The following is a 12116-nucleotide window of genomic DNA, read 5'->3' as shown; positions in this document are numbered from 1 at the left end:
CGGGAAGAAGCGGGCTGATGTAACCGTGCCACGGGATGCAGGAAATTCTGATATCGAGGCTGCCGTATTAACGCTGGATGCGGTAAAGAAGGCACTGGACGGCAAGGCTCCCAAAAAGGTCATTGTTGTCCCGCAGAGGATCGTGAATGTCGTTGCCTAGGGGACATCGGGGGAGGCGGCTCGGCGGGATCGGGCGCTTTCTGGCGCTGGGGCTGGCCTTCGGAGCCGCCGGGCTGTCGGCTGGGTGCTTCCAGCCGCTTTATGGCAACGCCTCCTACGACACCATCGGCGCACCGCCTCCGGTCCGGACCGCCATGGCCAGCGTCGCCGTGACGGAAATCGACGCCCCCAACGGCACTCCGGAAGCCCGAATCGGGGTCGAGGTCCGGAACGCGCTGATTTTCGGGCTGACCGGCGGCTCCGGACAACTGCCGCCGCAATATGAGCTGAAGATCAACCTCAAGGGCAACCGGCAGAACGTCATCGTCGACATCACGACGGCGCGGCCTGACATGGAAATCTACGGCATCGACGCCAATTACAGCCTCACGGAGCTGGCGACGGGCAAGGTAGTCTTGTCCGGCCGCACCTTCGCGCGGCAATCCTACGATATTCCAGGGCAGCAGCAGCGTTTTGCCCGCGCCCGCGGCGAGCGCGACGCCCAGAACCGGGCTTCGACCATCATCGCCGAACAGATCAAGTCGCGGCTCGCGTCCTATTTCGTATCGGGCGGGTGACGCCGACATTCCGCCGGCATCCGAAGCGGCGGCGCTTGCCGCGGCGGTCGACGGGACGATGTGAATGGTTGCCCTCAAGACAAGCGACGCCGAATCCTTCCTCGCCCGTCCGGATCCCGCGCGGCCGATCGTCCTGATCTATGGTCCCGATGCGGGTCTCGTGCGCGAGCGCGCCGAGGCGCTGATTCGCATATCGGTCGACAATCCCGCCGACGTGTTCTCCCTGATTCGCATCGACGGCGACGAGCTGTCCGGCAATCCCTACCGGTTGGTCGAAGAGGCCAACACCATGCCGATGTTCGGCGGACGGCGCGCCATCTGGGTAAAAGCCGGCAGCCGCAATATCGCCTCTGCGGTCGAGGCGGTCATCAACGCGCCCTCGCCCGATTGCCGCGTCGTGATCGAGGCCGGCGAGTCGCGCAAGACTTCGCCGCTGCGCGCGCTGTGCGAGAAAGCAAAGAACGTCGCCGTGATCGCATGCTACGCGGATGAGGCACGCGATGTTGCCCGCATCGTCGATGAGGAATTGAAGACGGCCGGGCTCACCATCGCGCCCGACGCCCGCGCGGCGTTGATGCCGTTTCTTGGCGGCGATCGTCAGGCAACGCGCGGCGAATTGCGCAAGCTCGCACTGTACGTCCATGGCCGCGATCAGGTCACGGTCGAAGACGTGCTCGCCGTGGTGGCCGACGCATCCGCTGTGGCGCTCGACAACGTGCTCGACGCAGCGTTTTCAGGAAAGCCGGCCGAGGTGGAGGCGCATTATGCCAAGGCGCGCGGCGAAGGCGCGGCGCCGGGTGCCATCATTTCCGCAGCCTTGCGTCACCTTTCGAACCTGCACAGAATGCGGATGACGATCGAGGATGGTCAGTCGCTCACCGGTGCGATCGAGGGAGCGCGTCCACCGATCCATTTCAAACGAAAGCCGGTGATCGAAGCGGCGCTGCGCGCATGGACTGCGGCAAGGCTGCTCGACGCGATGCAAAGTCTTGCGGATGCGTTGTTGCAGACCCGGCAGCAATCGAACCTTGCCGACACGATCGCGCAACGCACGCTGATGACGCTCGCCGCGGCGGCAAGAAAGCGCAATTAAGGCACTTTCAGTTTCACAGAAGTAATCACTCCCGTTGTCATCGCCCGCGAAAGCGGGCGATCCAGTAAGCGCATGCGGTTCGGGAGTTTACTGGATGCCCCGCTTGCGCGGGGCATGACAAGACATGGGCGATGCGATTTCAGATCAACCCATCCACTGCGATACGTTACGACCGCTGCAGCCGCCGCACCACTTCGTCGAGCTGGTCGAGCGTCCGATAACGGATGCCAAGCGTGCCGCCGGCGCGGCCGCGATCGTTGATCTCGACCACAAGGCCAAGCGCATCCGACAATTGCCGTTCCAGCGCCGCGATGTTCGCGTCCTTCAGCGCCTTCGCGCTCGACTTTTTTGTCTTCTTGCCGGCCGCCTTCGCGTTGTCCTGGCGGAGCTTTTCGACTTCGCGAACGTTCAGCCCCTTTTCGACGATGTCGCGCGCAACCGCTTCCGGATCGGAGTGGTTGATCAGCGTGCGCGCGTGGCCCGCGGTCAGCTTGCCCTGATTGATATAGGCCTTGACCGAGTCAGGCAGTTTCAAAAGGCGCAACGTGTTGGCGACATGACTGCGGCTCTTGCCGACGATCTGCGCGATATCTTCCTGACTGTGATTGTATTGCGTGGCCAGAGCCTGATAACCCGCCGCCTCTTCCAGCGGGTTGAGATCGGCGCGCTGAATGTTTTCGATGATCGCAAGTTCGAGCGCTTCCGCATCGGTGACTTCAAGAACGACGATCGGCACCTCGTGCAAACCGGCGCGTTGCGATGCGCGCCAGCGCCGCTCACCGGCGATGATCTCGTAAGTCTTGCTGCCGTCGCTCGCGGACCGCACCACGATCGGCTGAATGATTCCGCGCTCTTTGATCGAACGCGAAAGCTCATTGAGCTCCTCATCGGCGAAAAGCCGACGCGGATTGTGCGGATTCGGCTTCAGATGTTCGATCGGCACCTTGCGCGGCGGCAGCTTCTGCACACGATCCGACACAGCCGTTTCAGCGCCGACGTCTCCCATCAGCGCAGCGAGGCCGCGCCCCAACCGCGATCTGGATTCTTCTGCCATGTCGGCCGCTCCTGACGTTCGCGCCACCCGTGCCTCCAATTCCAATTCCGAAAGTTAGGGCGATCAGTGCGCGCCCTGTTCGCGTTCGCGCTGGATCACTTCGGTCGCAAGCCTGAGATAGGCATCGCTGCCGGCACATTTGAGGTCATAGACCAGCACCGGCTTGCCGTAGGACGGCGCTTCGGAGATTCGCACGTTGCGCGGGATCACGGTGTCATAGACTTTCGAGCCCATGAATTCGCGCACGTCGGCGACCACCTGGCTCGAGAGATTGTTGCGGGCGTCGAACATCGTCAGCACGATGCCGTGGATCGTCAGCCGCGGATTGAGCAGCTCCTTGACCTGGTCGACGGTCTTCAGAAGCTGCGACAATCCTTCAAGCGCGAAGAACTCGCATTGCAGCGGCACGAGCACCGCGTCCGAGGCCGCCATGGCGTTGACGGTGAGGAGGTTCAGCGACGGCGGGCAATCCACCAGCACATAGGTGTAGTCGTTGCCCTCCGGCGCGCCTTCGTTCAGGCGGCTGAGCGCATTGCGCAGCCGGACGGCGCGATCGCGGGCGGTGGATATTTCCAGCTCGATGCCTGCGAGGTCGAGCGTGGACGCCGCGATATGCAGCCGCGGCACCGAGGTGGTGAGGATCGCATCGCGCAGCGTCGCCTCTCCCGCCAGGACGTCATAGATCGAACGGCTGCGGCTCTTGCGGTCGATGCCAAGCCCGGTCGAGGCGTTGCCCTGCGGGTCGAGGTCGATGATCAGCACCCGCTCGCCGATCGCTGCGAGCGCGGTCCCGAGATTGATGGCGGTGGTGGTTTTGCCGACACCCCCCTTCTGGTTGGCGACCGCAAGGACCCGCATCGCCTTGGGTGCAGGGGCGAGCTCCGCCGGCTCGGTCGAGTCGGTCGGGGCAATGGTGGGAGCGTCGGTCATCTGTGGCCTCGCGATAGGAATATGATCTTAATCAGTCGAACCAGGGACGGAAGGCACGACTGATCGGACCCGAACGATACGTCCCGAGGAATCTGTGACGCTGGGGATCAACTCAGCGTCTATGCTCCAACATTTAGATGCCGTGGTCAATTCAACCTCTACATCTCGTCCTTTGAGGAACAGCGCCTCGGCGCCCCTTTTCAACAATGGATAGGCGCTTTCGATCAGATTTTCGAGGCTCGCGAGCGCCCGCGCGGTCACGATCTCCACGGGTTCGTGGAAACGATCCACAAAGTCTTCGATCCGCACGGCATGGACCTTGGCCGGGACTGCCACGACGCGCGCGGCTTCCCGCAGAAAGGCTGCCTTTTTCAGATTGCTTTCGACGAGATGGACCGTCGCCCCTTCAGTGTCCGCGAGCATGCAGGCGACGACCAGCCCCGGAAATCCGCCTCCGGACCCGAGGTCGACCCAGTGCCGGGCCTTGGGGGCCAGGGGCACGAGCTGCAGGGAATCGGCGACATGGCGGGTCCAGAGCTCGGACAGGGTCGAGGGTGCGACCAGGTTGGTGGTGGCCTGCCAGCGCAGCAGAAGCGCCACGTACCGGTCGAGCCGGGACAGGATGGCGGGCGTTATTTCACGTGAATCGCCCACGAGCGCGAGCGCCTTGTCCCGATCCGCAGCGAGGGCGATGTCGAGGGCGCGGCCGCCGGCCGAGGGAGCGGCCCGGGCCATCACTTCGCGGCGCCGCGAGGGGCGGTGCCCCGCCGCAGGTGCGCGACCAGAAGGGTCAGCGCGGCGGGAGTCACGCCCTCGATCTTGCCGGCATGCCCGATGGTCCTCGGCCGATGGCTGATCAGCCGCTGGCGGACTTCGTTGGAGAGACCGCCAATCGCCGCATAATCCAGATCATCTGGCAGAACGAGGGCTTCATCGCGCCGATAAGCAGCGATGTCTGCGGCCTGGCGGGACAGGTAGACGTCGTATTTGGCGTCGATTTCGAGCTGCTCGGCCACTTTGGCGGGCAGGTCCCCGAGCCGTGGCCAGATCCGTGAAACATCCGCCAGCGTGATGTCCGGATAGGACAAAAGCTCGAAGGCGGTGCGCCGGTGGCCGTCTTTCTTGAGGATGATGCCGTGCCGCGCGGCTTCGGTCGGGGAAATCGCCACCGAACGGGCATAATCGCGGGCTTCCGCCAGCGCTTTGGCCTTGGCCCGGTAGTGCTCCCGCCGCTCCGGTCCGACGCAGCCGAGGGTGATGCCCTTTTCGGTCAGCCGCTGGTCTGCGTTGTCCGCCCGCAGCGCCAGCCGGTACTCGGCGCGCGAGGTGAACATGCGGTAGGGCTCTGTGATTCCACGTGAAACAAGGTCGTCCACCATGACCCCGAGATAGGCCTCGGCGCGGTCAAAAGTGATTCCCTGTCCGCCACTCGCGCGGGACGCCGCATTGAGGCCCGCGAGCAATCCTTGAGCCGCAGCCTCCTCATATCCGGTCGTACCGTTGATCTGCCCAGCCAGGAAAAGCCCCTGTAAACGGCGGGTTTCGAGCGTTGGCTCGAGCTCGCGCGGATCGACGTGGTCGTACTCGATCGCGTAGCCCGGCCGGATGAATTGCGCGCGCTCCAGGCCCGGAATGGTCGCGACGAGGGCGTGCTGGACCTCTTCGGGAAGCGAAGTGGAGATCCCGTTCGGATAAACCGTGTGATCGTCGAGCCCTTCCGGCTCCAGGAACAGCTGATGGCCGTCCCGTTCGCCGAACCGGACGATCTTGTCCTCGATCGAGGGGCAATAGCGGGGGCCGCGGCTGTCGATCTGGCCGGAATACATCGGCGATCGGTGCACATTCGCCCGGATCACAGCATGCGTGGCGTCTGTGGTGCGAGTGATCCCGCACTTGATCTGCGGATTCTCGATCCGGGCGGTCAAAGTCGAGAACGGCTCCGGCGGTTCGTCGCCTGGCTGCATCTCAAGGGCCGCCCAGTCGATGGTCCGGCCGTCCAGGCGCGGCGGCGTGCCGGTTTTCAGCCGTCCAAGAGCAAAACCAGCCCGCTCGAGGGCCGCTGACAGCCCCATCGCGGGTGCCTCGCCGACCCGGCCGGCCGGAATCTTGCGCTCGCCGATATGGATCAGGCCGCGGAGGAAGGTCCCGGTGGTCAAAACCACCGCCCCGGCGCCCAGCGCACGCCCATCCCCCAGGCGAATGCCCGTCACGCGACCGCCCCGGACCAGAAGGTCGTCTGCCTCGCCCTCCACCACGCTGAGATTGGCGGTTTCACGGATCGCGGCCTGCATCGCCGCCGCGTAAAGCTTGCGGTCGGCCTGGGCGCGCGGTCCGCGGACCGCCGGGCCCTTTCTGCGGTTCAAAACCCGGAACTGAATGCCGCCGCGGTCGGCAACGCGCCCCATCAGGCCATCCAGGGCGTCGATTTCGCGGACCAGATGCCCCTTCCCCAGCCCGCCGATGGCGGGATTGCAGGACATCGCGCCGATTGTGTCGAACCGGTGGGTAACGAGCGCGGTCCGCGCACCACGGCGCGCAGCCGCAGCAGCGGCCTCACAGCCGGCATGCCCGCCGCCGATCACCACGACATCAAAGCGCTGATCCATGTGCGCGGTATGTAGTCGAGCCGACCTAAAGCGTCAAAAAAACCGAGTCCGACGCGCTGCGTTTCACGTGAAACCAAGGAGTCTCAAAACCTTGCGGCAAGAGTCTGGACTCGAATCACAAAAGGTAAATGCGTTATTTACCAATGCAGAAATCGCGAAAGATGTTGTCCAGGACATCTTCGACATCGACCCGGCCCGTCAGCCGGCCAAGTGCTTGAGCCGCTTGACGTAATTCCTCCGCAAACGTGTCTTCGCGGCCCGCCTCACCTTCGGAAATCGCGCGCCGAAGTGCGGATTCCGCCTGCTCCAGCAGGTGGCGCTGCCGCTCGCGGGTGACAAGAGCGGGCTCCCGCGATTCCAGGCTCGCTTTGGCGTAAGCTTCGAGGTCCGCAATGAGGCGGTCCACCCCTTCTCCAGACACCGCTGACAGCTGGTAAAAATGCGGTTGTGCCATTGCCGGCCGGCGAACCGCACCGGCAGCACGTTCGGAGAGATCGATTTTGGTGCGGACGACCCAGCGATCCGGCCCAAAACCTGAATCCGGATCCGGATTCGCAGCTTCATTCTCTGTTAACCATAAAACCAAGTCTGCTGCGGCTGCCCGCGCCCGGGCCCGCGCCACCCCCTCCCGCTCAACCGGGTCGTCCGTCTCCCGGATGCCTGCGGTATCGAGCAACGTTAGCGGATAACCACTCAAATCCAGATGAACTTCAATAACATCCCGAGTGGTACCAGCGTACGGAGAAACGATCGCCACGTCTCGCCGCGCGATGCGGTTAAGCAACGTCGACTTGCCCGCATTGGGAGGACCGGCGATGGCCACGACCAAACCTTCCCGCAGACGCTCCCCGCGCCTGCCCTCGGCCAGCAATGCTGCGATCTCCTGCTGCAGCAAACGCGCAATATCGAGCGACCGCACTGCAACATCGGCCGCAACATCCGCTTCGTCCGAGAAGTCGATCCCCGCCTCGGCCAGCGCCATGGCTTCTATCAGCCGCAGACGCCAGTCTTCGGCTCGGTCGCCGAGCAAACCCTGAAGCTGCCGCACCGCCTGACGGCGCTGCGCTTCGGTATCGGCATAGATCAGGTCGGCGAGACCCTCCACCGCCGTCAGATCCAGCTTGCCGTTCTCGAAGCCGCGACGGGTGAATTCGCCGCCCTCGGCCGGCCGCAGGCCAGGAAGGCGCGCCAGTACGGCAAATGTGGCAGCGATCACCGCCCTGCCCCCATGCAGCTGCAGCTCGGCGACGTCCTCGCCGGTCTCGCTGTTCGGCCCCTCGAAAAACAGGACCAGAGCCTGGTCGATGGTCTCACCCGTATCCGGGTCCCGCAAAGTCGCGAGCATGGCGCGCCGTGATTCGGGAACCCGCCCGACCACCGCCTTGAGTGCGTCGCGGGCTTTCGGCCCGGAGATCCGGACGACCCCGATTGCGGCAGGCACCGAGCCGGACGAGAGCGCGTAGATGGTGTCGGGGGACGCAGTCATGTCCCTGCTTGAAGCCCTTTCGGCCAGGCGCGTAAAGGGGCATCGACCAGCGCATGACTGAGATCGTATTCGATCCGACACTGCTGACGACAAACACCGACTTTCGCATGGACCGGTGGCGCGGACGCCAAGCGATGCCGTGCGTGTGGCCGAGCTGAACGTCAGACACGTGATCTGCGATCAGTGCGGGACCGACTTCCTTCCGGCGCGGACTGCGTGAACGACTTCGCTTATGGCATCGATAACGAGCTGCGGAGAATAAGCGTAAATATTGTGGCCGCTGCGCGTCCTGGTGACATGCGGAGCGTTAAGCGCCTTCGCAAGGAGCACTCCCGATGCCGTCCAATCGTCAAAACTGACACCCGCCACCTGGTCCGTCTTCTTTGCATCCGATGGCGGCTGCCAGGGTTTGTCGGCGCTCAGCACCACCGCCGGAAGTTCGCGCAGCGGCGGCTTCGCATCAATCTTCGCGAATGCATCCGCGAGCAACACGCCCTCGGGCGCTGCCGGCACAGATGCCCTGTTGAACTCATCCCATTTCGCCACCGCTTCGGGGCTCGCGGCCTTCCGGATCAGTTCCGTCACGACGTCGACCATCACCAGACCTGCTACATCATCAGGCCAGGTTCGTGCAAACAGAGCGGCCACCACGCCACCATAGGAATGCGCAACCAGCACATACGGACCGCGCTCGCCCGCGGCAATCAACAGGCGATGAAGATCGTCGGCTGCCACATCGGCCTTGTGCGGCTGCGCAACAGGGGTGGATTGATCCGGTCCATCGAGCCTCACACCCGGACGGTCATAAGCGCAAACACGGGTGAAGCGCGACACCGCTGGAAACACAGCCGATGCGCTTTTCTGCGACGTGCCCTTGCCCCACGCGAGCGCGTCATAATCCGCTTGGTGTACCGGATCTGATGGGTCGAGTATTTCACTCCAGTCGGCAGCGCCGTTGCCTTTACCGGAGATGAGCACGACAACCGGCGAACCTTCGCCACGACAGGCGAGATACATCTTGCGACCGCTGCCAATGTCGACGAGGCCCGCGACGTCTGCGGCTGCCGCAACCGCGGTCAAAGCCATGGTCAGCGCGAAGTAAAGCGGAAGACGAAAGCGGTCGCTAGCGATCATAGACTGGTCCGCCTTTTGACGCTTTCAGCGTATTGTAGCCGCCAGCGTCAAAGCATTACAGAACATTTCGTCCGATCTGCAGCACGCCAAGCGCAAACAGGCCGATATACAGAAAGACCCGAAACGTCTCGGCGCTGATGCGCGCACGCACGCGCTGGCCTGCATACATGCCGATCAGCGCCGGCGCGATCGCAAACAGCGACAGCGTGCCGAGCGATGGCGAGAATGCACCGCCGTCCCACAGCACCGCCGCGAGCGCAAAGGTCGATATCGTGAAATGCACGCCGAGGGCTTGCACCAGCTCGTCCTTCTCGAAGCCGATCGCTTGCAGATAGGGCAGGGCGGGGATGACGAACACGCCGGTCGCCGCCATGATCGCGCCGGTCACGACGCCAACGATCGGCCCGAGCCAGATCTCGTTTTTCCGCGCGACCGCGAATTTGACCTTCGACAAGCCGATCAGTGCATACGCGATCAGCACGACGCCAAGGCCGATCGCGGCGGGCTTCGCATTCGCGCCGGTGAGAATGCCGTTGCCGAGCCAGGCGCCAACAAACATGCCGACCAACATGCCGCCGAGCCGCTTGAGCAGGCCGAAGAGATAAGGGCCCGCCACCATCTGCCAGATATTCGTGGCGAGCGACGGCGCGATCAGGATCGCGGCCGCCTGCGCAGGCGTCATCACCGCGGCGAGCAGCCCCAGGGCCACGGTCGGCAAGCCCATGCCGATCACGCCTTTCACAAAGCCGGCGAGCAGATAGGCGACGATCACGAGCGCAGTGAGGAAAACGGACGCTTCCATGCACCGCACTTGAAGCAAGTCGCACGCGGCGGCAATGCCCGATCTGCGAAGGGTGCCTTCGCGAATTTGGAATGACGGCATGCCCTTTTCGGCCGCCGCACGTTATCGTCGCGTCAAATCCAAAGCGAGGCCACCATGTCCGTCGCCGTATCGACCCACGAAAACCGGCTCGCGCGCGAGACCTCGCCGTATCTTCTGCAGCACAAGCACAATCCGGTCGATTGGTGGCCCTGGGGCCCGGATGCGCTCGCCGAAGCCAGGGCCACGAACAAGCCGATCCTGCTCTCGGTCGGCTATGCCGCCTGCCACTGGTGCCACGTCATGGCGCATGAAAGCTTCGAGGACGAGGCCACGGCGCGGGTGATGAACGAGCTGTTCGTCAACATCAAGGTGGACCGCGAGGAGCGGCCGGACATCGACCAAATCTACATGCAAGCGCTGCATCATCTGGGCGAGCAGGGCGGCTGGCCGCTGACCATGTTCCTGACGCCAGCCGGAGAGCCGGTCTGGGGCGGCACCTATTTCCCGCCGACCTCGCGCTACGGCCGCCCGGCCTTCGTCGACGTGCTGCGCGAGGTGGCGCGGCTGTTTCGGGAAGAACCGGACAAGATCGAGCAGAACCGCTCGGCGCTGATGGCCCGCCTCTCGGAGGCGGCCCGGCAGCCGCACCGCGTTACCATCGGGCGGCAGGAGCTCGACCAGGTCGCGCTGCAGCTCGGCAGCGCCATGGACCCTGTCAACGGGGGCCTTCGCGGCGCGCCCAAGTTTCCGCAATGCACCATGTTCGAGAATCTCTGGCGGGCCGGGCTGCGGACCGGGGAGGACCGGTTTTTCCACATCGTGGACCTGACCCTGACGAAGATCAGTGAGGGCGGCATCTACGACCATCTCGGTGGCGGCTATTCCCGCTATTCGGTCGATGACAAATGGCTGGTGCCGCATTTCGAGAAGATGCTCTACGACAACGCGCAGCTTCTCGACCTCCTCGCGCTCGCCTGGCAGCGCACCGGCAAGATGCTGTACCGGGAACGCGCCGAAGAAACCGTCGGCTGGCTGGCGCGCGAGATGACCGCGCCAGAGGGCGGGTTCTATTCCTCGCTCGACGCCGATTCCGAAGGCGAGGAGGGCAAGTTCTATGTCTGGTCGCTCGCCGAGGTCGAACAGGTGCTCGGCGAAAATGCTGCACTTTTTGCGCAGCATTACGACGTGACCCCGGAAGGCAATTTCGAAGGTCACAATATTCTCAATCGTCTCAAAGGCTTACCGCGCAGCAAAGAAACCGATGCTGCACTCGGCATGCTGCGCTCCATGCTGCACAAAGAGCGCGAAAAACGGGTCCGTCCCGGCCTTGACGACAAGATCCTTGCGGATTGGAACGGCCTGATGATCGCGGCCTTGGTCCATGCCGGGAAGGCCTTCTGGCAACCCGGCTGGATCGATATGGCAGTGCGCGCCTTCGAATTTGTGCAGCGCAACATGGCCCGCGGTGACCGGCTCGGCCATTCGTGGCGCGAAGGCCGTCTGCTCTATCCCGGCCTCGCCTCCGATTTCGCCTACATGATCCGCGCTGCGCTTTCGCTCTACGAGGCCACCGGGGAGCGCCACTATCTCGACCAAGCCCTGACCTGGCAGGCCGCGCTCGACCGCCATTACGCCAATCCGCAGACCGGGACGTATTTCCTTACGGCGGACGATGCCGAAGGGCTGGTGATCCGCCCGGCCTCGACCGGCGACGATGCGACGCCGAATCCGAACGCGATCACCGCACAGAACCTCGTCCGGCTCGCCGCCTTCACAGGCGACCATAGCTTCCGCGAGCGGGCCGACCGGCTGATCGACGGCGTGCTGGCGATCGGCGGCGACAACCTCTTCATCCATGTCGCGCTGCTCAACGCCATCGACATGCGGCTGAACCTCGCCGAGATCGTGGTGACGGGGGAGGGACCGCTGGCCGAGACGCTGACGAACGCGGCGCTGGCGCTGCCTCACGTGGCCCGCGTGGTCCTGCGGGCGCCTTCGGCCGAGGCGTTGCCGGCCTCGCATCCCGCGCAGGACAAGGTGAGGGCCGCGAGCGGACCGGCCGCCTTCATCTGCATCGGCGAAACCTGTTCGCTGCCGGTGACCGATCCGGACCGGATCCCGGAGGCGCTGTCCGCGTTCCGTCCGGGGCAAAGCACTGAAGCGAGGGCAGGGGCTTCATAAACCGGCGCGGGCTACTTTCTTGTCATGCCCCGCGAAAGTGGGGCATCCAGCAAACTCTTGAAGCGGCGTTGT

At 64.2% G+C, this 12116-nt stretch carries 10 protein-coding genes; 3 read left to right on the top strand and 7 right to left on the bottom strand.

What is annotated here, in order from left to right; translation table 11 throughout:
• Positions 1 to 146 precede the first annotated feature (146 nt).
• Together lptE and holA are read left to right on the top strand one after the other, a co-directional pair.
• Positions 147 to 737: an LPS assembly lipoprotein LptE gene (gene lptE, locus VN004_RS07140; RefSeq protein ID WP_325608406.1), complete on the top strand. Its 591-nt coding sequence runs from the start codon at positions 147 to 149 to the stop codon at positions 735 to 737.
• Between the two features lie 64 nt (positions 738 to 801).
• The gene (gene holA, locus VN004_RS07135) at positions 802 to 1830 is read left to right on the top strand and encodes a DNA polymerase III subunit delta (RefSeq protein ID WP_325608404.1); all 1029 of its coding nucleotides are present in this window, start codon (positions 802 to 804) and stop codon (positions 1828 to 1830) included.
• A gap of 166 nt (positions 1831 to 1996) precedes the next feature.
• On the opposite strand, the gene VN004_RS07130 is transcribed toward holA, so the two are convergent.
• The 7 genes from VN004_RS07130 to VN004_RS07100 all read right to left on the bottom strand — a co-directional run bounded on the left by VN004_RS07130 (position 1997) and on the right by VN004_RS07100 (position 9842).
• Positions 1997 to 2884 (bottom strand): ParB/RepB/Spo0J family partition protein, encoded by an 888-nt coding sequence (locus VN004_RS07130; RefSeq protein ID WP_325608402.1) that lies wholly within the window; start codon positions 2882 to 2884, stop codon positions 1997 to 1999.
• Between the two features lie 63 nt (positions 2885 to 2947).
• Positions 2948 to 3814 carry a ParA family protein gene (locus VN004_RS07125; protein ID WP_414710239.1) on the bottom strand — a complete coding sequence of 289 codons (867 nt, stop codon included), beginning with the start codon at positions 3812 to 3814 and terminating at the stop codon, positions 2948 to 2950.
• Between the two features lie 27 nt (positions 3815 to 3841).
• Positions 3842 to 4549 carry a 16S rRNA (guanine(527)-N(7))-methyltransferase RsmG gene (gene rsmG / locus VN004_RS07120; RefSeq protein ID WP_325608400.1) on the bottom strand — a complete coding sequence of 236 codons (708 nt, stop codon included), beginning with the start codon at positions 4547 to 4549 and terminating at the stop codon, positions 3842 to 3844.
• Entirely contained in the window at positions 4549 to 6420 is a 1872-nt protein-coding gene (gene mnmG / locus VN004_RS07115; RefSeq protein ID WP_325608398.1) for a tRNA uridine-5-carboxymethylaminomethyl(34) synthesis enzyme MnmG, read from the bottom strand. Before mnmG ends, rsmG begins: the two co-directional genes overlap by 1 nt.
• 133 nt (positions 6421 to 6553) lie before the next feature.
• Positions 6554 to 7906: a tRNA uridine-5-carboxymethylaminomethyl(34) synthesis GTPase MnmE gene (mnmE, locus tag VN004_RS07110; protein ID WP_325608396.1), complete on the bottom strand. Its 1353-nt coding sequence runs from the start codon at positions 7904 to 7906 to the stop codon at positions 6554 to 6556.
• 180 nt (positions 7907 to 8086) lie between these two features.
• On the bottom strand, positions 8087 to 9040 hold the full coding sequence (locus VN004_RS07105) for an alpha/beta hydrolase (RefSeq protein ID WP_325608394.1): 954 nt from the start codon (positions 9038 to 9040) through the stop codon (positions 8087 to 8089).
• Between the two features lie 55 nt (positions 9041 to 9095).
• Entirely contained in the window at positions 9096 to 9842 is a 747-nt protein-coding gene (locus VN004_RS07100; protein WP_325608392.1) for a sulfite exporter TauE/SafE family protein, read from the bottom strand.
• 135 nt (positions 9843 to 9977) lie between these two features.
• On the opposite strand from VN004_RS07100, the gene VN004_RS07095 reads away from it, so the two are divergent.
• Positions 9978 to 12044 carry a thioredoxin domain-containing protein gene (locus tag VN004_RS07095; RefSeq protein WP_325608390.1) on the top strand — a complete coding sequence of 689 codons (2067 nt, stop codon included), beginning with the start codon at positions 9978 to 9980 and terminating at the stop codon, positions 12042 to 12044.
• Positions 12045 to 12116: the final 72 nt, after the last annotated feature.

Origin of the sequence: Pseudorhodoplanes sp. (genome assembly GCF_035565855.1) — a bacterium.
Lineage (GTDB): Bacteria > Pseudomonadota > Alphaproteobacteria > Rhizobiales > Xanthobacteraceae > Pseudorhodoplanes.
The sequence above is the reverse complement of the archived record's forward strand: the minus strand, read 5'-3'. Positions and strand labels throughout refer to the sequence as shown.

Excerpts from the sequence above, each read along its gene's own strand:
- lptE (WP_325608406.1), top strand. The coding sequence starts at position 147 with ATGTCGTTGCCTAGGGGACATCGGGGGAGGCGGCTCGGCGGGATCGGG.
- holA (WP_325608404.1), top strand. The coding sequence starts at position 802 with ATGGTTGCCCTCAAGACAAGCGACGCCGAATCCTTCCTCGCCCGTCCG.
- VN004_RS07130 (WP_325608402.1), bottom strand. The coding sequence starts at position 2,884 with ATGGCAGAAGAATCCAGATCGCGGTTGGGGCGCGGCCTCGCTGCGCTG.
- VN004_RS07125 (WP_414710239.1), bottom strand. The coding sequence starts at position 3,814 with ATGACCGACGCTCCCACCATTGCCCCGACCGACTCGACCGAGCCGGCG.
- rsmG (WP_325608400.1), bottom strand. The coding sequence starts at position 4,549 with ATGGCCCGGGCCGCTCCCTCGGCCGGCGGCCGCGCCCTCGACATCGCC.
- mnmG (WP_325608398.1), bottom strand. The coding sequence starts at position 6,420 with ATGGATCAGCGCTTTGATGTCGTGGTGATCGGCGGCGGGCATGCCGGC.
- mnmE (WP_325608396.1), bottom strand. The coding sequence starts at position 7,906 with ATGACTGCGTCCCCCGACACCATCTACGCGCTCTCGTCCGGCTCGGTG.
- VN004_RS07105 (WP_325608394.1), bottom strand. The coding sequence starts at position 9,040 with ATGATCGCTAGCGACCGCTTTCGTCTTCCGCTTTACTTCGCGCTGACC.
- VN004_RS07100 (WP_325608392.1), bottom strand. The coding sequence starts at position 9,842 with ATGGAAGCGTCCGTTTTCCTCACTGCGCTCGTGATCGTCGCCTATCTG.
- VN004_RS07095 (WP_325608390.1), top strand. The coding sequence starts at position 9,978 with ATGTCCGTCGCCGTATCGACCCACGAAAACCGGCTCGCGCGCGAGACC.